Origin of the sequence: Synechococcus sp. PROS-9-1 (assembly GCF_014279775.1) — a bacterium.
GTDB lineage: Bacteria > Cyanobacteriota > Cyanobacteriia > PCC-6307 > Cyanobiaceae > Synechococcus_C.
On record NZ_CP047961.1, the window covers coordinates 1297976 to 1324938 of the forward strand.

The 26963-nt window shown below is 53.9% G+C and carries 27 protein-coding genes; 14 read left to right on the forward strand and 13 right to left on the reverse strand.

All coding sequences use genetic code 11. The features are described from left to right. Positions 1 to 4 precede the first annotated feature (4 nt). Positions 5 to 1354: a S41 family peptidase gene (locus tag SynPROS91_RS06850; protein ID WP_186515767.1), complete on the forward strand. Its 1350-nt coding sequence runs from the start codon at positions 5 to 7 to the stop codon at positions 1352 to 1354. Positions 1355 to 1521: 167 nt separating this feature from the next. Here SynPROS91_RS06850 and SynPROS91_RS06855 read toward each other — a convergent pair whose 3' ends face one another. Together SynPROS91_RS06855 and mfd are read right to left on the reverse strand one after the other, a co-directional pair. After that, the gene (locus SynPROS91_RS06855) at positions 1522 to 1686 is read right to left on the reverse strand and encodes a hypothetical protein (protein ID WP_186515768.1); all 165 of its coding nucleotides are present in this window, start codon (positions 1684 to 1686) and stop codon (positions 1522 to 1524) included. 86 nt (positions 1687 to 1772) lie between these two features. After that, positions 1773 to 5315, reverse strand: coding sequence for a transcription-repair coupling factor (gene mfd / locus SynPROS91_RS06860; protein ID WP_186515769.1), 3543 nt, complete (start codon positions 5313 to 5315; stop codon positions 1773 to 1775). Positions 5316 to 5395: 80 nt separating this feature from the next. Between mfd and SynPROS91_RS06865 the strand changes: the two genes are divergently transcribed. Next, on the forward strand, positions 5396 to 5638 hold the full coding sequence (locus SynPROS91_RS06865; RefSeq protein WP_186515770.1) for a hypothetical protein: 243 nt from the start codon (positions 5396 to 5398) through the stop codon (positions 5636 to 5638). A 762-nt stretch (positions 5639 to 6400) separates the two neighbouring features. On the opposite strand, the gene rpe is transcribed toward SynPROS91_RS06865, so the two are convergent. Further along, positions 6401 to 7069, reverse strand: a complete 669-nt coding sequence (gene rpe / locus SynPROS91_RS06870) for a ribulose-phosphate 3-epimerase (protein ID WP_186515771.1) — start codon at positions 7067 to 7069, stop codon at positions 6401 to 6403. 138 nt (positions 7070 to 7207) lie between these two features. Between rpe and glpX the strand changes: the two genes are divergently transcribed. From glpX to SynPROS91_RS06905, 7 genes are all read left to right on the forward strand, one after another. Further along, positions 7208 to 8212: a class II fructose-bisphosphatase gene (glpX, locus tag SynPROS91_RS06875; RefSeq protein ID WP_048348193.1), complete on the forward strand. Its 1005-nt coding sequence runs from the start codon at positions 7208 to 7210 to the stop codon at positions 8210 to 8212. 27 nt (positions 8213 to 8239) lie between these two features. After that, positions 8240 to 9553 carry a glutamyl-tRNA reductase gene (locus SynPROS91_RS06880; RefSeq protein WP_186515772.1) on the forward strand — a complete coding sequence of 438 codons (1314 nt, stop codon included), beginning with the start codon at positions 8240 to 8242 and terminating at the stop codon, positions 9551 to 9553. Between the two features lie 93 nt (positions 9554 to 9646). Continuing rightward, positions 9647 to 10942 (forward strand): glucose-1-phosphate adenylyltransferase, encoded by a 1296-nt coding sequence (locus SynPROS91_RS06885; protein WP_186515773.1) that lies wholly within the window; start codon positions 9647 to 9649, stop codon positions 10940 to 10942. Between the two features lie 115 nt (positions 10943 to 11057). Then, positions 11058 to 12476 carry an NADP-dependent phosphogluconate dehydrogenase gene (gndA, locus tag SynPROS91_RS06890; protein ID WP_186515774.1) on the forward strand — a complete coding sequence of 473 codons (1419 nt, stop codon included), beginning with the start codon at positions 11058 to 11060 and terminating at the stop codon, positions 12474 to 12476. An 8-nt stretch (positions 12477 to 12484) separates the two neighbouring features. Next, the gene (gene pgl / locus SynPROS91_RS06895; protein ID WP_186515775.1) at positions 12485 to 13201 is read left to right on the forward strand and encodes a 6-phosphogluconolactonase; all 717 of its coding nucleotides are present in this window, start codon (positions 12485 to 12487) and stop codon (positions 13199 to 13201) included. Positions 13202 to 13227: 26 nt separating this feature from the next. Then, a complete protein-coding gene (locus SynPROS91_RS06900) occupies positions 13228 to 13764 on the forward strand; it encodes a CIA30 family protein (protein ID WP_186515776.1) in 537 nt (178 codons plus the stop codon). Next, entirely contained in the window at positions 13761 to 14144 is a 384-nt protein-coding gene (locus SynPROS91_RS06905) for a hypothetical protein (RefSeq protein ID WP_186515777.1), read from the forward strand. The genes SynPROS91_RS06900 and SynPROS91_RS06905 overlap by 4 nt, the downstream gene beginning before the upstream one ends. Positions 14145 to 14272: 128 nt before the next feature. Here the strand turns inward: SynPROS91_RS06905 and ilvD are convergent, their stop codons facing one another. Genes ilvD through SynPROS91_RS06920 form a run of 3 tightly spaced genes read right to left on the reverse strand, consistent with a single transcriptional unit; the run spans position 14273 to position 16932 of the window. Then, positions 14273 to 15946 (reverse strand): dihydroxy-acid dehydratase, encoded by a 1674-nt coding sequence (gene ilvD / locus SynPROS91_RS06910; RefSeq protein ID WP_186519574.1) that lies wholly within the window; start codon positions 15944 to 15946, stop codon positions 14273 to 14275. Positions 15947 to 15999: 53 nt separating this feature from the next. After that, positions 16000 to 16290, reverse strand: coding sequence for a hypothetical protein (locus SynPROS91_RS06915; RefSeq protein WP_186515778.1), 291 nt, complete (start codon positions 16288 to 16290; stop codon positions 16000 to 16002). Positions 16291 to 16314: 24 nt separating this feature from the next. Then, on the reverse strand, positions 16315 to 16932 hold the full coding sequence (locus SynPROS91_RS06920) for a uracil phosphoribosyltransferase (protein ID WP_186515779.1): 618 nt from the start codon (positions 16930 to 16932) through the stop codon (positions 16315 to 16317). 85 nt (positions 16933 to 17017) lie between these two features. Between SynPROS91_RS06920 and SynPROS91_RS06925 the strand changes: the two genes are divergently transcribed. After that, the gene (locus SynPROS91_RS06925) at positions 17018 to 17536 is read left to right on the forward strand and encodes a pentapeptide repeat-containing protein (protein WP_186515780.1); all 519 of its coding nucleotides are present in this window, start codon (positions 17018 to 17020) and stop codon (positions 17534 to 17536) included. Further along, positions 17536 to 18630 carry a cobalamin biosynthesis protein CobW gene (gene cobW, locus SynPROS91_RS06930; protein WP_186515781.1) on the forward strand — a complete coding sequence of 365 codons (1095 nt, stop codon included), beginning with the start codon at positions 17536 to 17538 and terminating at the stop codon, positions 18628 to 18630. The genes SynPROS91_RS06925 and cobW overlap by 1 nt, the downstream gene beginning before the upstream one ends. A gap of 336 nt (positions 18631 to 18966) precedes the next feature. Here the strand turns inward: cobW and SynPROS91_RS06935 are convergent, their stop codons facing one another. Further along, positions 18967 to 19545, reverse strand: a complete 579-nt coding sequence (locus tag SynPROS91_RS06935) for an isoprenylcysteine carboxylmethyltransferase family protein (protein WP_186515782.1) — start codon at positions 19543 to 19545, stop codon at positions 18967 to 18969. Then, entirely contained in the window at positions 19499 to 19735 is a 237-nt protein-coding gene (locus tag SynPROS91_RS06940; RefSeq protein WP_186515783.1) for a hypothetical protein, read from the reverse strand. The genes SynPROS91_RS06935 and SynPROS91_RS06940 overlap by 47 nt, the downstream gene beginning before the upstream one ends. Before the next feature lie 101 nt (positions 19736 to 19836). Between SynPROS91_RS06940 and purS the strand changes: the two genes are divergently transcribed. From purS to SynPROS91_RS06955, 3 genes are all read left to right on the forward strand, one after another. Further along, positions 19837 to 20091 (forward strand): phosphoribosylformylglycinamidine synthase subunit PurS, encoded by a 255-nt coding sequence (gene purS, locus SynPROS91_RS06945; protein WP_186515784.1) that lies wholly within the window; start codon positions 19837 to 19839, stop codon positions 20089 to 20091. After that, positions 20088 to 20747 carry a phosphoribosylformylglycinamidine synthase subunit PurQ gene (gene purQ / locus SynPROS91_RS06950; protein WP_186515785.1) on the forward strand — a complete coding sequence of 220 codons (660 nt, stop codon included), beginning with the start codon at positions 20088 to 20090 and terminating at the stop codon, positions 20745 to 20747. Before purS ends, purQ begins: the two co-directional genes overlap by 4 nt. Before the next feature lie 288 nt (positions 20748 to 21035). Beyond that, positions 21036 to 22016: an LD-carboxypeptidase gene (locus SynPROS91_RS06955; protein ID WP_370586753.1), complete on the forward strand. Its 981-nt coding sequence runs from the start codon at positions 21036 to 21038 to the stop codon at positions 22014 to 22016. A 53-nt stretch (positions 22017 to 22069) separates the two neighbouring features. Here the strand turns inward: SynPROS91_RS06955 and fba are convergent, their stop codons facing one another. The 5 genes from fba to accD form a co-directional block, all read right to left on the reverse strand. After that, positions 22070 to 23143, reverse strand: a complete 1074-nt coding sequence (fba, locus tag SynPROS91_RS06960) for a class II fructose-bisphosphate aldolase (RefSeq protein WP_186515786.1) — start codon at positions 23141 to 23143, stop codon at positions 22070 to 22072. A gap of 126 nt (positions 23144 to 23269) precedes the next feature. Beyond that, positions 23270 to 24337, reverse strand: a complete 1068-nt coding sequence (locus SynPROS91_RS06965; RefSeq protein ID WP_186515787.1) for a class I fructose-bisphosphate aldolase — start codon at positions 24335 to 24337, stop codon at positions 23270 to 23272. 139 nt (positions 24338 to 24476) lie between these two features. Then, complete coding sequence (locus tag SynPROS91_RS06970; protein ID WP_186515788.1) at positions 24477 to 25556, reverse strand: Gfo/Idh/MocA family protein; 1080 nt, start codon at positions 25554 to 25556, stop codon at positions 24477 to 24479. A 19-nt stretch (positions 25557 to 25575) separates the two neighbouring features. After that, on the reverse strand, positions 25576 to 25974 hold the full coding sequence (locus tag SynPROS91_RS06975) for a hypothetical protein (RefSeq protein ID WP_186515789.1): 399 nt from the start codon (positions 25972 to 25974) through the stop codon (positions 25576 to 25578). Further along, entirely contained in the window at positions 25971 to 26849 is an 879-nt protein-coding gene (gene accD, locus SynPROS91_RS06980; protein ID WP_186515790.1) for an acetyl-CoA carboxylase, carboxyltransferase subunit beta, read from the reverse strand. The genes SynPROS91_RS06975 and accD overlap by 4 nt, the downstream gene beginning before the upstream one ends. Between the last annotated feature and the right edge of the window lie 114 nt (positions 26850 to 26963).

Sequence of the window (26963 nt, forward strand, 5' to 3'; positions counted from 1 at the left end):
CGGCATGCGCGCAAAAAAATCCAGCATCAAAGGCTCTCCACGTCGTTGGTTTTTGGCGCTAGGCGCAGGGACTGTCACAGCAGCAGTGGTTGTGGCCAATCCTGGTTTGGGTTTACCAAGCACAGCCTCGTCGTCCATCACCAACAGCCCGAAAGAGGTGATTGATCAGGTATGGCAGATCGTCTATCGAGATTTCCTTGATTCATCGGGCGATTATGACCTCGATCAATGGTCAATTCTTCGTAAGGATTTGCTCTCTAAGTCTTATGCAGGAACAGCGGAATCGTATGAAGCGATTCGCGGCATGTTGGCGAGTCTTGATGACCCTTACACCCGATTCCTGGACCCAAAAGAGTTCAAGGAAATGCAGATTGACACTTCAGGTGAATTAACCGGTGTCGGCATTCAAATTTCACTGGACAAAGACACCAAAGAGATCGTGGTGGTGTCTCCGATCGAAGGCACACCTGCCTCAAAAGCAGGGGTCCAACCCAAAGACGTCATCGTTTCGATTGATGGTCAACTCACTAAGGGGATGACCACGGAAGATGCGGTGAAGCTCATTCGTGGAACGGAAGGAAGCAACGTGGTGCTGGGCTTGCGCCGCAAGGGCTCCATCATCGACGTCCCCCTTGTGCGGGCGCGCATTGAAATTCATGCCGTCGACAGTCAACTCAACACCAGTGCCAATGGCACCAAGGTGGGCTATATCCGCCTGAAGCAATTCAATGCCAATGCATCCAAAGAGATGCGTGCAGCGATTCGCGAACTGGAAAAGCAAGGATCTCAGGGTTACGTCCTTGATTTGCGCAGTAATCCCGGCGGATTGCTTGAAGCCAGCATCGACATTGCGCGTCAGTGGCTTGATGAAGGAACGATTGTCAGCACAAAAACCCGTGAGGGCATTCAGGACGTGCGCCGCGCCACAGGGAATGCCTTAACCAACCGGCCAGTCGTGGTGTTGGTGAACGAAGGCTCAGCTAGTGCAAGCGAAATCCTTTCAGGAGCGCTTCAAGACAATGAGCGCGGGCTTCTGGTGGGCCAAAAAACATTTGGCAAAGGGCTCGTCCAATCCGTAAGAGGTCTCTCCGACGGATCTGGGATGACCGTCACGATTGCCAAATACCTCACGCCCAAGGGCACCGATATCCACAAAAACGGCATCCTGCCGGATGTTTCCGTGGAGATGAGTGAGAAGGAAATTAAAACCCTCACGATTGAACAGTTAGGGACCAATAAAGATGGGCAGTACCGCGTCGCGGAAACCACCCTGATCAAAGCGTTGCAAGCTCCGAAAACTGGAAGAAACTATCAACCAGGAGCTGCCAACCTTCAATCGGCACTTCAGCGTTAACGGCGGCCACGGTGGGTGCTGGAATCGTGGCTGTCCTGCCTTAGGGGGCCTTTCGAGCCCTTTGCTCGAGAGCCTTGCCAAGGTGGCAACCTGAAAGTTGGGCATCGACGCATAAAAAAATCACCCATCAGGGTGATTTCAGCAACGAAAGATCAGCGAAGTGCAGCTCAGGCCACAGGCTGCATCAGGCCACCGCCTGGAGACGAGTCGTCGTCATCATTTTCCGTATCGTTCTGCCACAGAGCAAAGATTCCCAGTGCAGCTGCACCAACCAAACTGCCTAGAAGGCTGAGGGAGCTTCCCGATGCAATTGGATCGATGAATTCAGCCACAGGGGTATCACGTCGTATGCCTACATGGTAACGAAGGATTGCGAATTGTGTTGGACTTTCTCATCTTTCCAGCATGGGACTGGAGCTCAAACCGTCAAAACAGCCTCATTCCGGTCTTTTTGCTGTCGGTCGCGCTGCTCACGCGTCAATCCATCAGCATCAGGAATCTGTGCTGCCATCTGCTCTAGCCAGCCTTTGAGCTCATCAAGCTGCCTCTCCATGGGCAAGACGCCAAGACCTCGTGCCAGGACCTTGGCAACGCTTCCACTCCCCGCCTGGTAAACAAGTCGGCCATGAAGATGTTGGGGCAACCCCTGACGAAGAAGACGGAACGCGGGTTCCTCCATCGGCGTTTCGAGCGCAATATTTGGTTTTTCAGGGCGAATCCGCGCAAATCCGCAGCGTTTCGCAAGCAGCTTGAGTTCCATCAACTGCAAGAGGGATTGAACTGGTCCAGGCAAAGCCCCATAGCGATCAGCCCAACCAGCAGCCAGTTCCACCAAGGCTTCTGAACTCTGGCACTCGGATGCAGCTCGATACGCAGACATTTTCTCGTCGGCATCGACGATCCAATCCGCAGGGATAAAGGCAGTGACCTGCAGATCCACCTGCGTGTCGTCCACAGCGGGAATGTCTTGTCCCTGAATTTCTGCCAACGACTCTTGCAACATCTCCATGTAGAGATCGAAACCAATGGCCTCCATCTGCCCGCTTTGCTCCACTCCGAGCAAGTTGCCCACCCCGCGGATCTCCATATCCCGCATCGCCAATTGATACCCACTGCCGAGCTGGGCGAATTCCTGGATGGCGCGTAAGCGCTGACGTGCCGCTTCACTGAGCGAGGCATCGCCGGGATAAAACAACCAAGCATGGGCTTGAACACCACTGCGCCCTACGCGCCCCCTGAGCTGATACAGCTGAGCGAGTCCAAACCGGTGAGCATCTTCAATCAGGATCGTGTTGACACGAGGAATGTCGAGCCCGCTCTCCACAATCGTGGTGCAAAGCATCACGTCGGCTTCCCCACCGTTGAACGCCACCATCGCGCTCTCGAGCTCGCCTTCGGCCATTTGTCCATGGGCCACGAGGAGCTTGAGACCAGGAAGCATCTCGCGAAGCTTGCCCGCCACCTCTTCAATCCCTTCCACCCGAGGCACCACATAAAACACCTGCCCACCACGATCAAGTTCTTGGCGGATGGAACTCCGCACTGCCTCATCATCCAGAGCTGCTAAGTGGGTTTTGATTGGACGACGCAACGGTGGCGGAGTGGTTATCAAACTCATCTCACGCACCCCAGACAGGCTCATGTACAAGGTGCGCGGTATGGGCGTCGCCGAGAGCGTTAAAACGTCTACGTCCTTGCGCAAGGCCTTGATTTTTTCCTTTTGATTCACACCAAAACGTTGTTCCTCATCCACCACCAGCAAACCCAGTTTGTCGAAGCAGGTGTTTTTGCTGAGCAGCTGGTGCGTGCCCACCACGGCATCGATGGTGCCCGTTTTCAGCTCCTCAAGAATTGTTTTGCGCTCACCTGCCGTGCGGAAACGATTGAGAAGAGCCACCTTGATCGGGTAGGGAGCAAAGCGTTCCGAGAGCGTGCGCCAATGCTGTTGAGCTAACACCGTTGTGGGAGCCAACATCGCCACTTGCTTGCCAGCGGTGATGGCTTTGAAAATCGCACGGATGGCCACCTCCGTTTTCCCGAAACCCACATCACCGCAAACCAGCCGGTCCATCGGCTCTGGTTTCTCCATGTCTCGCTTGACATCCACCGTGGCCTTGAGCTGGTCAGAGGTGGGTTCGTAGGGGAAGGAATCCTCGAGTTCAACCTGCCATGGCCCATCGATCGGGAAGGCAAACCCTGCAGCTTGATGACGTTCGGCGTACAGCTTCACCAAATCAAGCGCAACTTTGCGAACCGCCTTGGTGGCCCTCTCCTTCGCCTTCACCCAAGCGGAGCCGCCCATTTTGCTGAGCTGCGGCGGAGTGTCACTATTGGCGCGAAACCGCCCCAGGCTTCCGAGTTGATCGGCGGCCACTCGCAAGATGCCATCGGAATACTGAACAACGAGGTAATCGCGAACCTCTCCGCTGATCGCTAATTTTTCGAGCTTTTTAAAGCGACCAATTCCATGGTTGCGATGCACCACAAAATCCCCTTGCTGCATCTTGTTGGGATCAACGGTGCGGCTGGCCGCTTTGCGCCGTCGACGCACGTAGCCGCTGCTGGTGAGCGACTGCTGTCCAAAAAATTCGCGATCGGTAAGAAGAACAACCCTCCAAGCGGGAAGTTGCAGTCCCTCGAGCTCAGCTGTTCCTCGGGTTTTTAAGGCCACAGGTGTGCCCTGTTCAATCAAGCGATCGATCGCTTGCGTATCGGCTGCATTGGGTACAAAGCGCGTGATGCAGTCGTGTTCTTCAAGCAGAGCCACAGCGCGGCTGGGCTGCGCTGACAACAACCAAACAGCCTGACGCTCCCTTTGGTGCTGTTTGATCAATTCACCGAGTTTTCCGAATTGATTGGGGTAAGACGGAACGGGGCGACTGGCGAGATCGAAGGCATTGGGGTGGCTGTCGTGTTCCTGAAGTTCTGCCAGATCGAAGCCAGCAAACGACTCGGCAAGCTCCATCGCCTCTTTGATGGGCCGATGCAAAGAAGGAATGGGAACTGGAAGCTCGGCATGTTGCTCTTCAGCGTGATCGAGCCACTGCTGCCCATGGGCGCTGCCATGCCGGCGCTCATCGATGGCGATGCAGCAGTCCGCAGGCAAATAATCGAGTAGGGACGCAGGTGCATCCCAGGCCAATCCCATCAATCGACGCATCCCCTCAGGGGTTCCGCCCTCCAGCAGCTCAGTGATCTGCGCCTGACTCAGCAATTGGTCAAGGTCATCAGGCACCTGCTCGCGCAGACGTTCAGCAATCAGAGGACTGAAGCCGGTTGGGGTGAGCTTGAGCGTGTCGACGGCGTCAAGGGAGCGCTGACTGGCTGGATCAAATTCGCGAAGCTTGTCGAGTTCATTCCCAAAGAACTCCAGACGCACGGGGAGTTCACTGCTAACGGGATAGACGTCAACAATGTCGCCACGACGGCTCCACGTTCCTTCCTGATCAATCGTCGAGACGCGCTCATAGCCAAGTTGGCTGAGGTAGGTCGATAGCTCTTCAAGATCCACAACATCACCCTTCTTCAAGGCCCGGCAATGCTCTGCCAGTGCCTGCGCAGGCGGCAAGTGGGGCTGCAGACATCGCTCTGTAGCCACGATCGCTAGATCGCTTTTGCTGCGGTCTGCTTGCAGTTCGCTCAACACCTGGAGCTGGCCCCAGGTGATTTCGGTGGTGGAGTCGAAAGGTTCGTAGGGAGACCCTTCACTGGTGGGGTAAAGCTGCGCACGAGACCAACCCATCAGCTCCAAGAGGGCTGTCCAACGTCCGGCCTCCTCCAGTGTGGGAACGACCACCAGCAGGGGCTGATCCATGCGTCGCGCCAACGCACTGGCCACCAACGCCCGAGCGGCTCGGCCAGCGCTGCGCATCAACAGCCTTTGGTCCCGTTCCGCTCGTTCGCACAACTCACCGCTCAGCGCTGAGGTCTGCAACAGACGCACCAAAGAGCTGAGGGGCATGGCAGAACAACTGTCGGCAACGCATGATTGTCGCAATTCACTGCCTGGTAGCGCGGGATTCGCCACCACCCAAAACATTCATGCCCCGTTTTCGCTGCCCAGAGTGCTGTTGTGGACCAGCCGTTGTCCTACATCCACCCCCAGGAGCCACACCAATTTGTGTGCGCTGTGGAACCGTTTTAGACAAGCAGCCCCTCGTTAAACCGGTGCCCCTCCTCGTGTTGCTTGTCGTGGGTAGCGCGTTGATCACGCTGTCCATTCCGGCACTTTTTACACCGCGGCCACTACCGCCTCAAACCAATCCACCAGCCACAACCGTTTAATTACAAGAACCTAGTTATTAACAATCAAACACGAATGATCAAAAGGCAGAACTTGAGAACAAAAAAATCGGAGAGCCCGATTCGAATCTCGTTTTGAACATTTGCTTTGCCGATTCCGATTGGTAACCATCCTGCCTGTTGTGATGAGCCTCCTTGGCAGCGTTAGCTGTTTCATCCTTGGAACCTAAGAGGAGATCCACGCCCTCAACAATCCAAAACCAATCACTGAACAGAATCAATTTGAGGGTCTTGATCTTTCATTATTTACATCTGATTAATTGCGTCCTAAACTCATTCAAGACATGACCCAGAAGCGATGAAGTTGTATCCAAAAGGCACCGGGGCAGGGATTTCACTATTCATCTTGATTGTGCTCGGAATTTACGCTGTCTCTCAAATCGAAGCCATGAAGCGTGCTGCCTTCAGAGAAGGCTTTAACTGCGCAATCGACGAAACAACTCGAAGCCTTCACTCCTCTTACCAGTGCAGGGACTACAGAGAAGCCCTCAAAGAAAAAATCTAATCATTGAACTGGTGCGTCAAAAAATAGGCAAGACAATCCCTAAACGATCGAAGCAACCATCTAGAAAACTAAAACAACTTACAGTGATGTCTCTCTAGCAGCCTCAAAGGGAAATACATCGCTTAAAACCATTGAGCATTCGCCAGTACATTAAAAAACCCCAACAATTTGCAGGGGTTAAAGACAGATAGAGTTTGATCTATAGCAGCAACAATGAGTCGCTTGGCTGCACGCCGAAGCTAAGGGCGCTTGCTATTACGGATTCCCTGAATCGCCGCTGCGTAATCGGGTTGGTTGAACACACCAGAACCACTCACGATGGCGTTCGCACCGGCTTCAATCACTTTCCACGCATTAGCGCCCTTAACGCCTCCATCCACTTCAATCCAGGGATCCAGGCCTTTTTCATCGCACATACGGCGAAGGTCACTAATTTTCTTGACTTGATTATCAATAAAACTCTGACCGCCAAAACCAGGATTCACACTCATGATCAATACGAGATCACAGAGTTCTAGACAGTATTCGAGGGTATCTAGAGGGGTGCTGGGGTTAAGAACAGCCCCAGCCATTTTGCCGAGATCCTTAATTTGAGCGAGGTTGCGATGCAAATGAGGGCAAGCCTCAACTTGCACAGAAATAATGTCTGCGCCGGCTTTTGCGAAATCCTCTACATAATTCTCAGGCTGCACAATCATGAGGTGCACGTCCAAAGGTTTTTTAGTAACCGGGCGCAAGGCCTCAACAATCAGCGGGCCAATCGTGATGTTGGGAACGAATCGACCATCCATGACGTCGACATGAATCCAGTCAGCACCTGCCTCATCAACAGCTTTGACGTCCTCACCCAGGCGAGAGAAGTCAGCAGACAGGATCGATGGAGAGATCACCAGGGGTTTGGTGCTCATGGCGGAGTCGGCTTAAGGATGGGTCGATTGTAAAGAGCGCTGATACCACTGATACAGTGAGCCGCGCATATGAGACAGAAATCCCTGCTGTTGCAGGCTTTCTCCTCAAAGCCTCTCTTTAACCCCCGCAGCACTTACGTGGATCGCACTCTCATCCAGGAAATTCTCGAGATCGTCGAGCAGGCCGCCATCGCTTCCGCCACGCTCTCCGGCAAAGGTCTGAAGGATGAAGCGGATGCATTGGCTGTTGATGCCATGCGCAAGCGCATGAATCAGATCCAAATGCAGGGCCGCATTGTGATCGGCGAGGGGGAGCGCGACGAAGCTCCCATGCTCTACATCGGCGAAGAAGTCGGTACCGGCACTGGCCCTGGCGTGGATTTCGCCGTTGACCCTTGCGAAGGCACCAATCTTTGTGCCTACAGCCAGCGCGGCTCCATGGCGGTTTTGGCCGCTTCCGACCGCGGTGGACTGTTTAATGCTCCCGACTTCTACATGAAGAAGTTGGCTGCTCCTCCAGCAGCCAAGGGCAAGGTTGACATTCGCAAATCTGCGACTGAAAACATCAAAATCCTCAGTGAGTGCTTGGGTCTTGCTCCTGACGAGCTCACCATCGTTGTGATGGATCGTGCCCGTCACAAAGATCTGATCACTGAAATCCGCGCCACCGGTGCTCGTATTCAACCCATTTCAGATGGTGATGTGCAGGCCGCTATCGCCTGTGGTTTTGCTGGAACTGGAACTCACTGCTTGATGGGCATTGGTGCTGCACCTGAGGGTGTGATCTCAGCTGCAGCGATGCGCGCACTTGGCGGACACTTCCAAGGACAACTGGTGTATGACCCAGCCATTGCTCAGACGTCTGAGTGGGCAGATATGACGAAGGAAGGCAATCTCGCCCGCCTCGCAGAAATGGGCATTACCGACCCCGATAAGGTGTACGAAGCCAGTGAGCTTGCCTGCGGAGAGCACGTTGTTTTCGCCGGCAGCGGCATCACAGATGGTCTTCTTTTCAACGGAGTGAAGTTCGAAACTGATTGCACCCGCACGAGCAGCTTGATCATCAGCAACCTGAACAACACCTGCAGTTTCACAAACACCATTCACATGAAGGATGGTGCTCAAAGCATCGCTTTGAACTGATTCACGCAGCAACAGAGGGATTTCTCTATGCATATCGCCGTCGTCGGCCTCAGTCATCGAACGGCTCCGGTCGAAGTGCGCGAAAAGCTCAGCATTCCTGAGCAAACCATGGAGGAATCCCTACAAAACCTGCGAAATCATGAGCAGGTGTTGGAGGCCTCGATCCTCAGCACCTGCAACCGACTTGAGATTTACACCTTGGTGCGCAACCCAGATTTAGGGATTGCTGCTGTCCGCGATTTTCTCAGTGGCCATTCCGGTTTGGAAAGCCGTGATCTCTCTCCGCACCTCTTCACCTATCACCACGACGAAGCCATTGCGCATTTGATGCGAGTGACTGCAGGACTCGACAGCCTTGTCCTTGGGGAGGGTCAGATCTTGTCCCAGGTCAAGAAAATGATGCGCCTGGGGCAAGAGCACAAATCGATCGGGCCCATTCTCAATCGTCTGCTGACGCAGGCTGTGAGCACAGGAAAGCGAGTCCGTTCTGAAACCAATCTCAGCACCGGCGCTGTGTCCGTGAGCTCAGCAGCGGTTGAATTGGCTCAACTCAAACTTGGACAATCTCGCGGCCAGGATGCGTTGGTCACGCTTGAAACGGAGCAAATCGCCGTTGTCGGCGCTGGACGCATGAGTCGTTTGTTGCTCCAACACCTCCAAGCGAAAGGAGCCTCTGGAGTGGTGTTGCTGAATCGCACCATCGAACGGGCCTCAGCGCTAGCAACCGACTTTCCAAACCTGCCCATTCAGTGCCGTGGGCTTGACGATCTTGATCAGTGCTTGAGCACCTGTTCGTTGGTCTTTACGAGCACAGCCGCTGATGATCCAATCATTGACGCCAACAGATTGAACGCTCTCAATCGCCGCAGCTCATTGCGACTGGTTGATATCGGCGTGCCTCGCAACATCGCATCCGATGTACACGATGTGTCTGGGGTGGAATCCCACGATGTGGATGATCTTCAAGAGGTTGTAGAGCGCAACCAAGAGGCCCGACAACAGGTTGCACGGGAGGCTGAAGGACTACTTCTTGAAGAGAGTCGCCTGTTCCTGGAATGGTGGGACAGCCTCGAGGCCGTTCCCACCATCAACCGCTTGAGAGCTTCCTTAGAGGAGATCCGCGTAGAGGAACTCACTAAAGCGCTGAGCCGCATGGGTCCTGATTTCTCAGCGCGAGAACGCAAGGTGGTGGAGGCCTTAACCAAGGGAATGATTAACAAGATCCTTCACACCCCTGTGACTCAGCTCCGCAGCGCACAGCAACGCAGCGAGCGACAACAGGCTCTTCAGGTCGTTGAAAAAATTTTTGATTTGGAATCCGGAGCGGCCTCGCAAGATTAATTTCCTGCAATCTCCACCATCTGGCCCAAGGGTTGGTTTTGAACGCGAAAAATCCGGTAAGTTTGCCCCGCATAGCCGAAAGGCGGGAGCTGCATGAAGCGAGTACTGGCAATCATTCTCGGGGGAGGGGCTGGCACCCGTCTCCAACCACTCACAAAGATGAGAGCCAAGCCAGCAGTTCCTTTGGCGGGAAAATACCGCCTGATTGATATTCCAATCAGCAATTGCATCAACTCCAGCATCAACAAGATGTATGTGTTGACACAATTCAATAGCGCTTCGCTGAATCGTCATCTCAGCCAGACGTACAACCTCAATGCTGGATTTGGGCAAGGGTTCGTCGAAGTTCTAGCGGCGCAACAGACCCTCGATAGCCCGTCTTGGTTCGAAGGAACGGCTGATGCGGTGCGCCAGTACCAGACCCTGTTTAGCGAATGGGATGTTGATGAATACTTGATCCTCTCCGGTGATCAGCTCTACCGGATGGATTACAGCCGTTTTGTGGAGCATCACCGCAGTACGGGAGCAGACCTCACGGTTGCAGCACTGCCTGTGGACGCTGCGCAAGCAGAAGCTTTCGGTTTGATGCGAACCGATGAGAACGGAAACATCAAGGAATTCCGCGAGAAGCCCAAGGGCGATTCCTTAAAGGAAATGGCCGTTGACACGTCCCGTTTTGGCCTCAGCGTTGAGTCTTCTAAGGAGCGTCCTTACCTCGCTTCCATGGGCATTTACGTCTTCAGTCGTAAAACCCTTTTCGATCTTCTCGATTCAAATCCCGGACATAAGGATTTCGGCAAGGAGGTGATCCCAGAAGCGCTGTCTCGTGGCGACACCCTCAAGAGCTATGTCTTTGATGATTACTGGGAAGACATTGGCACCATCGGTGCCTTCTATGAAGCCAATCTGGCCCTCACGCAGCAGCCAACTCCTCCATTCAGTTTCTACGACGAAGCCTTCCCGATCTACACACGCCCGCGGTATTTGCCCCCCAGCAAGTTTGTGGACAGTCAGATCACAGATTCGATCATTAGTGAGGGATCGATTATTAAGGCCTGCAGTATTCACCACTCCGTACTAGGTGTTCGAAGTCGCGTGGAAAACAATGTGGTCCTCCAGGATTCGTTGTTGATGGGAGCTGACTTCTTTGAATCTCAAATCGAACGCGAAACGCTGAGAGCGCGAGGCGGTATTCCTGTCGGAGTTGGTGAAGGCACCACTGTAAAACGAGCCATTCTTGATAAGAATGCTCGTCTTGGTAAGAACGTCACCATCGTGAATAAGGATCACGTGGAAGAAGCTGATCGTCCTGACCAAGGCTTCTACATCCGTAACGGAATCATCGTTGTCGTTAAAAATGCATCGATTGCCGACGACACAGTGATTTGACGACAAAGTGATTTGAGGATCGGCGCTTCCATCTCTTATCCCTGACAGAGGTGGACCAGTTCGCAGCCGTTTGTTGATCCTGTGGTCACACTGACCTCAGTGAATGCAGTTTTTGATGTCCAAGTCTCACTTTGGTCTTATCGGTCTAGGCGTGATGGGCGAAAACCTTGTTCTCAATGCTGAGAGCAACGGTTTTTCGAGTGTTGTTTACAACCGCACTTATTCAAAGACGGAAGACTTTCTGAAAGGTCTAGGCGCCGGTAAAAACATTCAAGGTGCCACCGACCTTCAGGATTTTGTCAACAAATTGGAAAGACCTCGCCGCATCTTGATGATGGTGAAAGCGGGGGGTCCTGTTGATGCGGTAATCGAACAGATCTCTCCTTTTTTAGATGAAGGAGATCTCTTAATTGATGGTGGCAACTCGGAATATCACGACACGGAGCGTCGAGTTGCCGAGTTGGAAAGCAAGAGCTTCGGGTTTATTGGCATGGGCGTCTCTGGCGGCGCCAAAGGTGCTCTTGAAGGTCCGAGCATGATGCCCGGAGGCACCAAAGCCTCTTACGACGCCATTGAGAGCCTCGTCACCAAAATGGCGGCCCAAGTCGAAGACGGTCCTTGTGTCACCTACATCGGCCCAGGAGGATCAGGGCACTTTGTCAAAACAGTGCACAACGGCATTGAGTACGGCATCGAGCAAATCCTTGCTGAGGGCTATGACCTCATGAAGAGGGTTGGGGGCATGAATGGCACTCAGATGGCCGACGTCTTTGCCCACTGGAACAGCACAGAGGAGCTCGCCTCCTACCTGGTTGAGATCACAGAGGTCTGCTTGCGCACCAAAGATCCCGAAGATGGGAGCGATCTGATCGAAAAGATTCAGGACAAAGCTGGCCAAAAAGGCACGGGTTTGTGGACTGTGGTGAGTGCCCTGCAGATGGGTGCGTCTGTGCCAACCATTTACGCCGCTCTTAATGGCCGCGTGATGAGTTCGATGAAAGATCAGCGCGTCAAAGCGGAAACCATCCTTAAAGGGCCCGCGGTGAAGTCGTTTGATTTGGGTACCCCTGCCGATGGAATGGCACCCCTCATGGATGCGATGGTGCTCGCCTGCATGGCCAGCTACGCGCAAGGGATGGAGCTTATGCGGATCGCATCCGCAGAACATGATTACAACTTGAATATGCCCTCCATCGCTCAGATCTGGAAGGGCGGCTGCATCATTCGCGCGCGACTGCTCAAGCGGATTCAGGATGCGTTCACGACCGATCCGCAGCTGAGCAATCTGCTCATTGATCCTTGGTTTGCCAATCAGGTCAACACCCGACTCCCTGGCTTAGCCAAAGTTGTTGCAGGAGCAGCGGAAGCCGGAATTCCTGTGCCCTGCCTGAGCAACACTCTCGACTACATCAACAGCTACCGCACAGCTCGTCTGCCTCAAAATGCAGTTCAAGCCATGCGCGACTGCTTTGGCTCACACACCTATGAACGCGTTGATAAGGAAGGCAGTTTTCACACCGAGTGGCTGGATTGAGCTGATTGATGACCACCTATCGCATCGAAAGGGCCCGAGATCCCCAGGATCTAGCGCTGCGGGCCGCTGAATACATCGCCAACGCGATACAACTGGCGCTCGATCAACGCGATCGTGCTCAGATTGCTCTATCGGGAGGCACCACTCCCTCCAAGGCTTATCAGCGGTTAGGCCAACAACATTTGCCCTGGAATCGAGTGGATGTTTTTCTTGGCGACGAACGCTGGGTGTCTGCTGATGACGAGTCCAGCAATGCCGGCATGCTCCGCTCCACGTTGCTCCAAGCCGGTGAGCCTGGTGCAGCGGCCTGCTTTCATCCTGTTCCAACCGTTGAGCTGCCCTCACCAGAAGCCAGCGCCGACGCTTTCGCACAGCTGATTGCCAACAGCTGCAGTGGAGAACCACCCATCTTCGACATGATGGTGTTGGGTCTTGGTGATGACGGTCACACCGCCTCACTCTTCCCCGGCACTGACGCTCCTGAAGTTCGTGATCGCTGGACCACGATTGGACGGGGGAAGGGGTTGGAGCGCATCACACTGACAGCACCGGTGCTCAGCGCTTCTCGAACAGTGATGTTCCTCGTCAGTGGTGCCAATAAAAGGGAAGCCCTGCGACGCCTGCTCGATCCAACTGAGTCCTCACAACGAACTCCCGCAAAATTGGCCCAACCAGAGGCTGAAATTATTGTGCTGGCCGACGAAGCTGCCAGCGAAGGGCTTTAAATAAGCACTCCTTGTGCAGGGTTGAGATGACCACCTCCCGTGTCTCATTCGATTCCTGGGCCACGCTCAACGACACGATCATGGGTGGAAGAAGCAGAGCTGGCTGCTGCCTCACTCCTGAAGGTCTATTGCTGGAGGGTGAGGTGGTCGCAGATGGGGGAGGTTTTGTGAGCTGCCGTTCCCCCTTGTTAAGACCGCCTCTCGATCTTTCGGCTTTCAGCGGATTGCGCTTAGCGATCGAAGCAGAAGGGCGAACCTTGAAATTTGCAGTGGCCAGCTCTGATGGATTGATGGGACTCACGGAGATGATTCCAGGCGGACTGCGCTGGGTCATGCCCGTTCCCACCAAGCTGGAAGGAACCACCGTTGCAGAGATTGCCTTCAAAGATCTTCAGCCCGTGGTACGTGCCAAACCGGTAGGACTGCCTTTGCGCTTTGATGCGTCCGCGATCACACGCTTACAAGTTCTCCATTCGCGGTTTGATGAGGCGGGATCCACGAATCCAGGCTTCCGTGCGGGTGCGATCCGCATCCTCATTCATTCGATCGAAGCCTACAAATGATCGATTTAGCGGTTGTGATTGCCCACACGGCTGATCTCTGCCGCAAGCCTTATCAGCATGCTGTTGTTCCGATTCACGAGGATGAAGGAACATCCAGCATTGACGATCTCTTTGTTCGCATCGAAACCCGTGATGCGTCTGGATCTCGGATGGAGGACATGGACCTCGAACTCGAGATCTATCGGAGCGGCAGTGATCTGAATCTGATGCTGAGTTGGTGTGATCAAGCTGAGCGCCCCATGCTTTGGCAAGGGCAGCATCCTGTTTGGATGCATGGAGACAACGGCATGCGCTGCACGGCTCCGGCCGACGGCCAACCCTTGGAAGCGATGGCACGACGACTGAGAGCACAACTTGTTAGTCAATCTCGAGTGGAATGACTAACAAGCAATCTGTTTGAGAGCTCTTTACCAAACAATCAAAATGTCGCTTTAAACAAAGGAATTTCACAATTAAATATCAACCATGTAATGACCAATCCATCATCCATCCCCCCTCTGGGAGTGCCTTAATCAGGCTGATCTGTCACGGCACCAAGGCTTGAACTCGAGACAAGTCGAGCATATTTTCCAAGAACTCCTGTCTTATATTTAGGCTGATGTCCTGACCAAATGCTGCGGCGTCTTTCGAGTTCAACCTCATTCACATTGAGTTGAAGAAGATTCTGATTGGCATCCACGGTGATGCTATCTCCCTCCATCACAAGGCCGATCGCTCCACCAACGGCAGCTTCTGGAGCCACATGGCCAACGACCAAACCGTACGTTCCTCCGCTGAAGCGACCATCCGTAATCAGCGCCACCTTGTCTCCTAGTCCCTGCCCAACAATGGCAGCGGTTGGTGCAAGCATTTCGCGCATTCCAGGTCCTCCCACTGGACCTTCCTGGCGAATCACGATGACATCACCGGCATGAATCTGTTTCCCAATAATCGACGCTAAACAATCTTCTTCGCTTTCAAAAACCCGCGCAGGACCGGTGAGGACAGGGGTTTTAATGCCGCTGATTTTGGCGACAGCTCCTTCGCTTGCCAAATTCCCCTTCAAGATGGCCAAGTGCCCTTTCGCATAAAGGGGATCACTCAGTGGCCTGATCACTTCTTGTCCTTCGGGAGGTGTTGAAGGAACATTCGCCAACAGTTCCTGCAGTGTTTTGCCTTCAATCGTGCGGCAATTGCCATGGAGCAGCCCTGCATCCAATAGCAATTTCATCACCTGGGGAATGCCGCCTGCCTGATGAAGATCCACGGTGACAAAACGACCGCTCGGTTTGAGATCGCAAATCACAGGCACACGCTCCCGGATCATTTCAAAATCATCAATGCTGAGATCAACGCCTGCTGTGCGCGCGATTGCGAGCAAATGCAACACAGAGTTGGTGGACCCGCCCACCGCCATGATCACACTGATGGCATTCTCAAAGGCTTCACGCGTTAACAAATCAAGTGGACGAATATTGGATTTAATTGCTTCAACAAGAACTTCACCAGAACGCGCCGCACTCTCTGCCTTTTCCTCATCTTCAGCAGCCATTGTTGAACTGTGGGGAAGACTCAGCCCCATCGTTTCAATCGCAGCACTCATCGTATTGGCCGTAAACATGCCTCCACAGCTGCCAGCACCTGGGCAAGCATTTTTTTCAATTGCTGTTAGCTGCTCTTCATCAATTTTCCCGCTCGTAATCTGACCGACAGCCTCAAAAGCACTGACAACAGTGAGGTCACAGCCTCCTAGTTTCCCAGGCTTAATTGTTCCCCCATACACAAAGATCGAGGGAATATTCATACGTGCCATCGCCAACATGGCTCCGGGCATATTTTTATCGCAGCCACCAACGGCCAGAACACCATCCATGCTCTGGGCATTGCATGCGGTTTCAATCGCATCAGCGATCACCTCACGGCTCACCAAGGAATATTTCATTCCTTCGGTGCCCATGGAAATGCCATCACTCACAGTGATCGTGCCAAACATCTGAGGCATTCCGCCTGCTTTTCGAGCAGAGTCTTCAGCACGACGGGACAGAGCATCCAATCCCACGTTGCACGGTGTGATCGTGCTGTAACCGTTTGCGATCCCGATGATTGGCTTGCCGAAATCATCATCACCGAAGCCAACCGCTCTCAGCATTGCTCGATTTGGTGAGCGCTGAATGCCTTGAGTAACGGCGTCTGAGCGAAGCATGGCAACGACTGGATCGCAGATGGGGACAAGCCCCAACTTACCGGCCGTGGTGATTACGACTTTGAGCCGAGGTCTTCAAGCTGACGACGGACATCAGAGATGGCTGAATTGAGCTGCTCAACACGATGTTCAAGCTGATCCTCACGATCGGCGTATTGATTGGCCTCAAATGCCTCACTACCGTCTTGCATCCTTGGCGCATAGAGCATGGAACGCTGACGCTTGATCCGCTGACGCCGTTCTGCTTCGGTGAGCAGCCACCAACCCACTCCTGCTGCCCCAATGAGAGCTCCGCTCAGGAGTGTGAAGAGTGTTCCTGAGGTGGATTCCTGCTGCCTGCTCATCGCCGCCGATGGATTTTTTCAAGCCTAGGTCGAGGGAGCTGTTCTGATTTGCAGCCGTTGAGATGTGTTGCCAATCCCAGGAGAAATCTGACCATTCGCATTGAGTTCTTCATCAATGCAGGCGGTATGAATGGTGAGTTCGGGGAATGTTTCACCCAGTCGTTTGAGTCCAGGGCTAGCTGTTAAAGCAGAAATCACACGAAGCCTTCGGCTCTCAACACCTTTTGAGACAAGCTCTTCCATCAGCCCGACAAGCTCCTCTCCATCACTGATTTGATCGATCAGCAACACGAGACCAGCGTTCGCTTCGATCGTTTCAGGCAAGCCACCTAGACAGAGCTCTGCGTGGGGCAACACTTGCCTAGCTCCTTCCCAGAGCATCAGCCCACCAGGAAGAGAGGGCACGGCAAGCAAGGGAACACCCGTTTCGATCACGGTTCCTTCCGTGAGCTCCAGCGCGGTTTGTACCTCCTCACGGCGATGGGGAAGCCAATCTCGCAAGGCTTCATAGGTGAGCCAACGTCCCAACTCCTCGAGCGCTGTTCGATACAGCGATGGTGGTGTGCCCGCATGACGCAACATCGTGAGCCAGTGAGCAATGAGTGGATGGGGGGGAACAACCACCCTCAAGGTTTTGGCCATGGCACGTGGCGGGGCAGGTGTCTGCCATAACGTGACCGTTCAAGTTACGGCAGCTGCAGCCTGAAGCCGGCTGCATCCATCTCTGATGCTCCTTCCCGAATTGTTCCGTAAGCACCTGTTACCCGTTTTATTCGGGGTGCTTCTTACGTCGAGCTTGATCTCCTTTCCAATTGCTGCTCAAGCGATCACTGCGCCTGAATTGCGCGGTCAGTTTGCGGTGCAAGACATCAGCGACGACATGCATGGCAGGGATTTAAAAGAAAAAGAATTTTTGAAAGCTGATCTCCGTGGTGTTGATCTCAGTGAGACCGACCTGCGCGGAGCTGTGATCAACACCTCTCAACTGCAAGGGGCCGATCTACATGGAGCGAACCTTGAGGATGTGGTGGCATTTTCTAGCCGATTTGATGAAACCGACCTAAGCGACGCAAACTTCACGAACGCGATGCTGATGCAAAGCCGGTTTGTGGATGCACGTATTGAAGGAACGGATTTCACCAACGCCGTGATCGACCTCACTCAGATGAAGGCTTTATGTGGTCGTGCCAGTGGTGTGAATAGCGTCAGCGGCGTCAGCACTCGCGAAAGCCTGGGGTGCCGCTGATGTCGGGACGTCTTCCCGTCACGGTGATTACCGGCTTTCTTGGAGCCGGGAAAACAACACTGTTGCGCCATTTATTGATCAACAGCGGCCAACGACTCGCGGTGATGGTCAACGAGTTCGGAACCGTCGGCCTCGACGGCGATCTCATCCGAAGCTGCGGCTTCTGCCCTGAGGATGAAATCGATGGGCGTCTCGTTGAGCTGAACAACGGGTGCCTCTGCTGCACCGTGCAGGACGATTTTCTACCCACAATGGAAACGCTGCTCGCTCGCGCTGATCAGCTCGATGGAATCGTTGTTGAAACCAGTGGTTTAGCCCTTCCTAGGCCCCTGCTTCAGGCGCTCGAATGGCCCGCCATCCGGGCCCGGGTGCATGTGAATGGCGTGGTCACTGTTGTGGATGGAGAAGCCCTGAACAACGGAAGTCCTGTGGGAGATCCAGAGGCGTTGGAACGGCAACGCCAGGAAGACCCAAGCCTGGACCACCTCACGGCCATTGATGAGTTGTTCGCCGATCAACTTCAATCCGCTGACCTGGTGCTGGTCAGCCGCTCTGATTGCTTAGAGCCCACCGAACTGGACCAGATCCAGCAATCACTTGTCCCCAAGATCCGAACCGGGACAACGGTGATCCCCATGACTCGTGGTCAAGTCGACCCGAGTTTGCTTCTAGGAGTGGAGCGAGAGACATCAGGGGTCCATGACCATGAGCACCACGACCATGACCATCACGACCATGACCATCACGACCATGCACATGATCACCACGATCACACGCACTTAGATGTTGTTGGCGGCAATGTTCGTTTTGAAGGCGTGATTCAACGTTCGGACTTTGAACGGATCCTTCCTTCTTTCGTGACTGAACATCAGGTGGTGCGCCTAAAAGGAAGGGTCTGGTTACCTGGCAAATCCCTTCCTCTGCAAGTGCAAATGGTTGGCCCACGCTTAGAGACTTGGTTTGAAGCCGCTCCTCATCAGGCCTGGACTCCTGAAAGCCGATCAGGGGTGGATCTGGTTGTGATTGGATTCGACCCAAGCGCCTCTGAAAAACTCACAACCCTCCTCCTTGCTTCCACTGCTTCGAGCCAATGAGTCAAGGAAAAGCTCTCAGTCATTGAGGAATGACAATTTCACTAACTAATTACTGAAATTTATTTTCGCTAAAGGACGAGCTGAGGCTCAAGAATCGCTAGGAGCCTTGAACTGATCTCAATAGGTTTGGGGCTAGTCAACACAAATTCCTGGGCCTGACTCGAGGCACTGAATTCGAGACCTGCGCAGACAGCACTGAGCAGCAACAGGCAAGGCGTCGCTTTGCTTGACAACAGCTGAAAAGGCGCAGACAAAATGATCCGAACGATCGAAAGAACTTTTTTTAAGGGGTTTATTCACTCCTTTTGGAAAAAATAAAAGGTGGTCTAGCTGGCCCTAACCCTGGCGCCAATCCAAGCCAGGAATACCGGGAAGGATTGCTGGTGTATTGGAGCGATACGTCACATAGTCCGGATGGACGCTGCAGAGGCGTTGTTCTTCGCGGTGGGCCTTGCCATTGAGCACCGCAACCAAGAGCAACAACAGTGCCAGGTGAAGCAGGCTTCCTTTGGCAAGGAGTACACCAATGGAGCAAATCACAACAGCTCGATAGAGAGGGTGCCGGCAACGGCCATACACCCCCGTGGTGATCAAAGCGGCGTTGGGCTTTGGATCCGGTAATGGGGAAAGGCTGGGGCCTAACGCCAGAAAACCCTGCAGAGCCAAGCCAAGCCCAACAGCGAACACCATCAACCCCGTGACATGAAGCCAGCCAGGCCAACTCCAGGCCTCGATGAGCTCAGAGGGCCAGGTTGGAAGGATGTGAGCGCAGATCAGAACCACTTGCGCCACCAACCACCACTCACCCTTTTGATTGTTGAGCAAGCCTGTCCAGCTCAGCCCCCAACCCTGAAAACTTTCACGCCAATCACCCTGTTGCCTTGACTCCTTGAACGGAAGACCTTTGTTTTCCATGGTGATCTGCAGGATGAGTCCATCGGCAGGTCGCCTCGAGCGCAGACCCCACCCCAGCAAAGCGCATCCGCATCAAACCGCTGCCCTCGGGCTCATCCACGGCCTCAGCGTGTGCCAGCCGCACGAAGCCTGAATCGATCAGCAGAAGTGGTGTGATCAACCTGAGTGTGAATCCGATGGATTGGATCACAGATCAAGGGCATGGAGACGTGGTCTGTTTTCAACCTGAAAAGAAAGTGACTGGAGCGGGACTACGGCCTGCCAAGATTTAACAATTCCTGCTCCGAGCCCGTGCCGCGTTATCAAGCTCGTGTTCTGGTGCATCTGCGCCCTTCTGTCCTCGATCCAGCCGGTGAGGCCACGCGTTCGGCTGCCAGTCGATTAGGGGTGGAAGGCATCGAGCGCCTACGCATCGGCAAGGCTGTCGAGCTGGAACTGGAGGCGTCTGATGAAGCCGATGCCCGCCAACAGGTTGAGCTGTTGAGTGATCGCCTGCTAGCCAACCCTGTGATTGAGAACTGGACTCTGGAACTCAAGTTGTCATGAGCATTGGTGTTGTTGTCTTCCCTGGCTCCAATTGCGACCGGGATGTCCGTTGGGCGACGCAGGGATGCCTTGGCATGCCAACCCGCTACCTCTGGCATGAGGAGACAGATCTCAGCGGCCTAGAAGCTGTAGTCCTGCCGGGAGGCTTTAGTTATGGCGACTATTTGCGCTGCGGAGCCATCGCCAGGTTTGCCCCAGTGCTGGAATCGTTGGTCGATTTCGCCAACAAGGGAGGACGAGTGCTGGGCATCTGCAACGGATTTCAGGTGCTCACTGAACTCGGATTATTGCCAGGAGCACTCACTCGCAATAGCGGTCTGCATTTCATCTGCGAAGACACTCCTCTCAATGTGGTGAGTGCTCGCACTCCCTGGCTCTCTCATTTCAAAGCAGGCAGTGAGATCCAACTACCGATTGCCCATGGAGAAGGCCGTTATCAATGCAGCGAAGACACACTCAAATCCCTTCAAGACAATGACGGCATCGCGCTGAAATACAACAACAATCCCAATGGCTCCGTTGCCGACATTGCTGGAATCACAAATCCAGCGGGCAATGTGCTCGGATTGATGCCCCATCCTGAGCGGGCCTGTGATCCAGCAACAGGTGGCGTTGATGGACGCCAATTGATTGAAGCCCTGATCCAACAATCATGACCCGTCCCTACTAGCTCTGACACAAGACAGGAAAATCAAGAGCATCAGTTGATTGACACTGACTTGAGTCAATCCAACAATTAAATATATTCATTGAGTCAATCAAATAAGGCAATTATTTATTAATTTTGATCGATTAGACCACTCAAGGCATGAATCAGGCCTGATCACAGTCAAAGCAGACCTTTACTATTGCAATTTATCCTCAAAACTGGTTTTCAGAGATCGTTTAAAGCACAATCCCGGTTGAATTATCAGACTAAGGTTCATTAAAGATGAAGCCCTTTGATGCATCGTCGATCATTTTTTAGGTTGGGAGTCCCGGCGGCCGTAGCGATGGCCGTTTCATTTTCCGCTAATGGTTTGGCGGCATCGACTCAAAAGAAGTCCCCACTTCGTCCGTTAAACAAGGGCTCAAGGCTTCGAGTCGTTAATGCCGGAACTTGGCTGGATCCTGAAACAGACTTTGGCCCGTTAGTGGAACGCTGTGAAGCCGAGGGTTGGATATTAGAAGTCCCAGAATCGGTGAAACGTCAATGGAAATGGTTTTCAGGAACCGATCAACAGCGAGCGGATGATCTTGAGCGTGCCTGGAACAATCCTTCTCTGGATGGTCTGATTTATGTCGGTGCTGGCTGGGGAGGTGCCAGGGTTTTAGAAGCTGGCTTTCGCTTCCCCCATCGCCCGCTCTGGACCCTGGGGTTTTCTGACACCAGCTCGATGCTGATGGCTCAATGGTCCGTTGGTTTACATGGCGCCATCCATGGATCCACCGCTGGACCTGACCAACAGTGGGAACGAACGGTGGATCTCCTGAAGGGGCAACCGGTCGCCCCACTGCAAGGGCGTTCCGTACGCGCCGGGGTGGTCAAAGGTCCGCTTGTGGTGACCAATCTCACGGTTGCGACCCATTTGATTGGCACACCCTGGTTCCCTGATCTGCGTGGATCCATCCTGGTGCTGGAGGATGTTGGAGAAGCTCCCTACAGAGTGGATCGCATGCTCACGCAGTGGCGCAGCTCCGGGGTGCTTCGTGGCCTTGCTGGCGTAGCGACAGGACGATTCAGCTGGAAAGGGGAGGTAGAGCCAGGTGATTTTTCAATGGATGGAATCCTCGAGGAGCGACTCTCTGATCTAGGCATCCCCTTGCTCATGAATCTGCCCCTTGGACATGGACTCCCCAACATGGCCCTCCCCCTTGGCGCAACAGCAACACTCGATGCCAATCAAGGAACGCTGCAACTCACGCCTGATCGCATGCCTCGATGAAGCCATAAAAAAGGGGGCTATTGCCCCCCGCTTGGTTGGTTTTGACCGAATAATCAGGCAGCAACTGCTGTCTTGGGGTCAAGGGTGCCTTTTGCATACAGGCCGGAATAGAAGTTGATGTCGCGCTGCTTGATCTTGCTGGCGTTGCCGGCAGCCCAGAACTGCTGGAAGCGATCCAAGCAAACCTGCTTCATGTACTTGCGAGCCGGCTTGTTGAAATGGCGGGGGTCGAAGTTGGCAGGATCAGCCATGGCTGCTTCACGTACGGCAGCAGTGAAGGCCAAACGGCAGTCGGTGTCGATGTTCACTTTGCGAACACCATTACGGATGCCTTCCTGAATTTCTTCCACGGGAACGCCGTAGGTCTCAGGAATCGCTCCGCCGTACTTGTTGATCATTGCCAACCATTCCTGGGGAACGGAGGAGGAGCCATGCATCACCAGGTGGGTGTTGGGGATGACTTTGTGAATTTCAGCGATGCGGCTAATGGCCAGCACTTCACCCGTGGGCTTGCGGGTGAACTTGTAAGCACCATGGCTCGTACCGATGGCGATTGCCAGGGCATCAACCTTGGTCTTGGCCACAAAATCAGCAGCTTCAGCCGGATCGGTCAGCAGCTGATCCTTGGAGAGCTCACCTTCAAAACCATGGCCGTCCTCGGCTTCGCCTTTACCGGTTTCAAGGGAACCAAGGCAACCCAGTTCACCTTCAACGCTCACGCCGATGGCATGGGCAACGTCCACCACTTCCTTGGTGACGTTGACGTTGTAGTCGTAACTCGCAGGAGTCTTGGCATCAGCCTCAAGGGAACCATCCATCATCACGGAGGTGAAACCGTTGGCAGCCGCTCCGAAGCATGTTGCAGGGCTATTGCCATGGTCCTGGTGCATCACGACAGGGATGTCGGGATAGGTCTCAACAGCCGCCAGGATCAGATGACGCAAGAAATTCTCACCTGCATAGGCACGAGCTCCACGTGATGCCTGCAGGATCACAGGAGAGTCAGTCTCGTGAGCCGCCTCCATGATCGACTGCACCTGCTCAAGGTTATTGACGTTGAAAGCAGGGATGCCGTAGCCGTTTTCCGCGGCATGGTCGAGCAAAAGTCGAAGCGGAACGAGCGCCATAGTGAAGTCCTAACGAAGGCAGATAAACGGACATGTGTCCGTAGCCGCGCGACTTTACAGTTGAGTCGTGTGAATGTCACGACACTTCGTGGCAGAAAGCACGCCGGAGTGTCAGCAAATGATGGGTCAGTAGGTGTAACCAGCTACAAAAAGCTGCTCGTCCGATGACGGCTGAGAGCCCGGGACGTAACGCCCCTGTGAGGCCTCCGAGTTCGCTTTTGCCCGCGCAAGTAACGCTGCCTGACCGGCCTCTTTGTCCTTACCAGCCCATGCCTTCAGGCAGGAATGCTGCAGGGCACGCCCATAGGAGAAGCCGAGATTCCATTGCGCTTTTCTTGAAATCTTGTTCATGTTGTTGAGATACACCGATGCCGCTTCTTCACTCAAACCGCCTGACAAAAAGACAATTCCAGGAACACTGGCAGGAACACATCGCTCCAGTGTTCTCACGGTCATTTCTGCAACGATTTGGGGATCTGATTTCTGAGCACAATCGGCTCCTTGAATCGTCATCGAAGGCTTAAGGAGCGTTCCCTCCAGAAGAACTCCATTGAGCTGACAAGCGAAGTACACCTCCTTAAGAATCTGTTCTTGCACCGCTGCAGTGACCTCAATCGAATGCTCACCATCCATCAAGATTTCAGGCTCAATGATTGGCACGAGCCCTGATTCCTGAACAGAGCGTGCGTAACGCGCTAAGCCCCATGCATTTTCACGAATGGCCAGATCAGAGGGGCATCCATCAGCGGTGATTTGCAGTACGGCGCGCCATTTTGCAAAACGTGCACCTTGGGCGTAATAGTCTTCTGCTCGCTCCACCAAGCCATCCAGGCCCGTACAAACGGTCTCAACAGCATGAGCACCAGGCAAAGGGGAAAGACCTTTATCAACTTTGATACCAGGAACAATCCCAGCTTTGATTAACTTATTAACCATTGTTTCGCCATCGGCATGACTCTGAAACAGGGTTTCTTCGTACAAGATTGCGCCACTAATAAAGTCACAAAGACCTGCTGTTGTAAATAGCATTCCCCGGTAGGCCTGCCGATTGGCCTCAGTATTTTCAACTTGGATTGCACCTAATCGCTTACCGACCGTCTTCGTAGATTCATCAACAGCAAGGATTCCCTTCCCCGACACTGCCAAAGCGTTGGCTGTTTCAATTAACTCTTTGGAGTATGCGGAAAGAGACATAGGAGCGACGCGACAACAAGGAAAGATCCTGAATTTTAAACACCATATCTTCACGAAAACAAATATTCGTTACCGCAACCAGTATCCAAGGCCGCAGAGAAATGAATATTAATTCATCAGTCTGTCAAAAACAATTAGGTCACATGATCGATTGATCACATGCTTGCTGACTGATCAACCCCTCTGAGAGGCCAGGCACCATGGGAGCACCGGTTTGAATGCTCTGAGCCCACCAGCTTTGGATGCGAGCCACCGGTGCCACCCGGCCATCACTCCAGGTCGTGGGGAACATGAACTCAGCCTCCGCTTCAACATTGCGGGTGGGCTCTCCCATGGGCGTATGCCAAAGCCCAAAGCCATGGACGTAATCCTTTTGGTTCGCGCTACCGAGAGTGAGGCTTCCATGAGATCCGTAGACCTCGAGCCAGCAGCCTCGACCATTGCGAGCCACAGACGCCAAATTGACCTGTGCTGGCACCCTCTGGTCGCTGCGGCCCTCCCATTCGAGCTCCATCTGAATCAGGGAAACATCTTCGGCATCCACGGGAGCCATGCCTCCACTGGGCTGAGGACGCTCCTTGATCGAGACGCTATTGAGACTTTGAACGGATCGAATCGGTCCGATCAACCACGCCAGCATGTCGAAGGCATGGGTACCAAGGGCGCCAACCACACCACCACCGGCTTCCCGTTGTGAATACCAGCTCCAAGCTCGAGACGCATCCGCACGGCTGCTCATCAACCAGTCGAGTTTCACCAGCCAGGGAGTACCGACGGCACCTGCCTCCAACATTCTGGCGGCCTGCATGAACAGAGGCACAGCCCGATACTCATAATCCACCGCAACACTGAGCCGGTTCTGGATAGAAACGCGTTGGAGCTCTGCCACCAATTCAGCCTTCAGAGCAACAGGCTTTTCAAGCAACAAGTGTTTGCCCGCTTTCAGCGCTTGAAGGGCCAAGGCAAAGCGTGGCTCCGGAGGGGTGGCAATGATCACGGCTTGCACGCGAGGGTCCCTGAGAAGAGCCTCCCAATCGTCATAACCAGGGAGATTGTGCTCCTGACAGGCCTGATCTAAACGTTCACGACGGGGATGCCAGAGCGCTACCGCCTGGAGATCAGGTTGAGAGGCAAGGGCTTGGAGATGAACCGATTCACCAAAGCCAAGACCCGCAATCGCCACTCCAATCGGGGGAGGACTTGAGGATGGGAGAGCCATAAGGGAGGCCGAGTTGGGGTCAGGAGAGCGACGAAAACTCGTCCGATGAGCACACACCGGAGAGAACGCCGTCGATCAAAGGATCAGAACCAGAAGGTTGCCATTCGGCCCTGAATTGGGGCAATCCATTCTTTTGCTTGTCCCGATACAGCAGTTGGCTGCAGTCGATCTCCATCACGACCAGCGTTCCCAAAGCGGGGCTGTCATCCTCCTGACGCAAGCTATAGCGGCTCAGCACTGACACAGTGCCATCTTTCTTCAGCCGCAAACTGCCGGCATCCCACCATTGCTGTCCCTCCTCACTGGAGGGGACTTCTCGCCATTCAACCTGACCTGCGCACACAGGAGCGGCGCAAAGGATCAGGGCTAAAACAACAGCAGCCACGGTCCTAAAGCGTGAGGCCAAAACCTGAATCATGAGCTAGCGACCCGGGATTCACAGCCGTGCAATCTGAGCAGACTCGCCAGAGTGGAACGCAATTGCGTACGCGGAACAATCGAATCCACGAATCCGTGATCTTGCAGATACTCGGCGGTTTGAAAATTATCCGGTAATTTTTCGCGCAGTGTCTGTTCAATCACGCGTCGCCCAGCAAAGCCAATCAGAGCTTTTGGCTCCGCCAAAATCAAATCACCAAGCATCGCAAAACTTGCTGTGACGCCGCCAGTGGTGGGGTGAGTGAGTAAAGGCATGTACAACACGCCCGCTTCGCGGTGGCGTTCCAAAGCACCGGAAATCTTTGCCATCTGCATGAGGCTGAGCATGCCCTCCTGCATCCTCGCTCCACCCGACGCGCAAACAATGAGGAGTGGCAGCTTTTTGGCGGTCGCTGCTTCCACCAAGCGGGTGATCTTTTCACCGACCACCGACCCCATCGAACCGCCCATAAAACGGAAATCCATCACAGCAAGAGCCATTGGAATCCCCTCGACCTCACAGAGTCCAGTAATGACACCATCACGAAGCCCTGTACTGGCTTGGGTTTCGCGCAGTCGATCCGCATAGGCCCTGCGGTCTTTAAAACCCAATGGATCCATGGGTTGAAGCTCTTGATCCATCGCCACGAAGCTGTTGGGATCCACCAACACCGCAATGCGCTCGGTGCTATCGATGCGGTGGTGATATCCACAGTTGCTGCAAACACTGGCGTTGCTCAGCAGATCCTTGCGATACACCACCTGACCGCACTCGGGGCACTTGCTCCAAAGACCATCCCCTTCATCGGGTTCTTGATTCACCTTGCCGACGTACTGACCTTTACGGCGGTCAGCGAACCAGTCGAACAAACTCAAGGTTGATTACTCCTTAATGGCAACAGCAGATCTCAGTTGGCATTGGGGCTTTCGGTTTGTACGAGCGCCACATTGGGGAGATCCGAGGGAACAAATGATCAAGCCAAAGGCCTG

Bases quoted from the DNA above. Each gene is read 5' to 3' on its own strand.
- ilvD (WP_186519574.1), bottom strand. From the start codon at position 15,946: ATGCTTCGCTCAGACGCCGTTACTCAAGGCATTCAGCGCTCACCAAAT.
- SynPROS91_RS06905 (WP_186515777.1), top strand. From the start codon at position 13,761: ATGATCGATTTAGCGGTTGTGATTGCCCACACGGCTGATCTCTGCCGC.
- SynPROS91_RS06880 (WP_186515772.1), top strand. From the start codon at position 8,240: ATGCATATCGCCGTCGTCGGCCTCAGTCATCGAACGGCTCCGGTCGAA.
- pgl (WP_186515775.1), top strand. From the start codon at position 12,485: ATGACCACCTATCGCATCGAAAGGGCCCGAGATCCCCAGGATCTAGCG.
- SynPROS91_RS06970 (WP_186515788.1), bottom strand. From the start codon at position 25,556: ATGGCTCTCCCATCCTCAAGTCCTCCCCCGATTGGAGTGGCGATTGCG.
- mfd (WP_186515769.1), bottom strand. From the start codon at position 5,315: ATGCCCCTCAGCTCTTTGGTGCGTCTGTTGCAGACCTCAGCGCTGAGC.
- SynPROS91_RS06955 (WP_370586753.1), top strand. From the start codon at position 21,036: ATGCATCGTCGATCATTTTTTAGGTTGGGAGTCCCGGCGGCCGTAGCG.
- SynPROS91_RS06965 (WP_186515787.1), bottom strand. From the start codon at position 24,337: ATGTCTCTTTCCGCATACTCCAAAGAGTTAATTGAAACAGCCAACGCT.
- purQ (WP_186515785.1), top strand. From the start codon at position 20,088: ATGAGCATTGGTGTTGTTGTCTTCCCTGGCTCCAATTGCGACCGGGAT.
- gndA (WP_186515774.1), top strand. From the start codon at position 11,058: ATGTCCAAGTCTCACTTTGGTCTTATCGGTCTAGGCGTGATGGGCGAA.
- SynPROS91_RS06900 (WP_186515776.1), top strand. From the start codon at position 13,228: ATGACCACCTCCCGTGTCTCATTCGATTCCTGGGCCACGCTCAACGAC.
- SynPROS91_RS06975 (WP_186515789.1), bottom strand. From the start codon at position 25,974: ATGATTCAGGTTTTGGCCTCACGCTTTAGGACCGTGGCTGCTGTTGTT.
- cobW (WP_186515781.1), top strand. From the start codon at position 17,536: ATGTCGGGACGTCTTCCCGTCACGGTGATTACCGGCTTTCTTGGAGCC.
- SynPROS91_RS06850 (WP_186515767.1), top strand. From the start codon at position 5: ATGCGCGCAAAAAAATCCAGCATCAAAGGCTCTCCACGTCGTTGGTTT.
- SynPROS91_RS06865 (WP_186515770.1), top strand. From the start codon at position 5,396: ATGCCCCGTTTTCGCTGCCCAGAGTGCTGTTGTGGACCAGCCGTTGTC.
- fba (WP_186515786.1), bottom strand. From the start codon at position 23,143: ATGGCGCTCGTTCCGCTTCGACTTTTGCTCGACCATGCCGCGGAAAAC.
- SynPROS91_RS06915 (WP_186515778.1), bottom strand. From the start codon at position 16,290: ATGAGCAGGCAGCAGGAATCCACCTCAGGAACACTCTTCACACTCCTG.
- SynPROS91_RS06925 (WP_186515780.1), top strand. From the start codon at position 17,018: ATGCTCCTTCCCGAATTGTTCCGTAAGCACCTGTTACCCGTTTTATTC.
- SynPROS91_RS06935 (WP_186515782.1), bottom strand. From the start codon at position 19,545: ATGGAAAACAAAGGTCTTCCGTTCAAGGAGTCAAGGCAACAGGGTGAT.
- rpe (WP_186515771.1), bottom strand. From the start codon at position 7,069: ATGAGCACCAAACCCCTGGTGATCTCTCCATCGATCCTGTCTGCTGAC.
- SynPROS91_RS06920 (WP_186515779.1), bottom strand. From the start codon at position 16,932: ATGGCCAAAACCTTGAGGGTGGTTGTTCCCCCCCATCCACTCATTGCT.
- SynPROS91_RS06885 (WP_186515773.1), top strand. From the start codon at position 9,647: ATGAAGCGAGTACTGGCAATCATTCTCGGGGGAGGGGCTGGCACCCGT.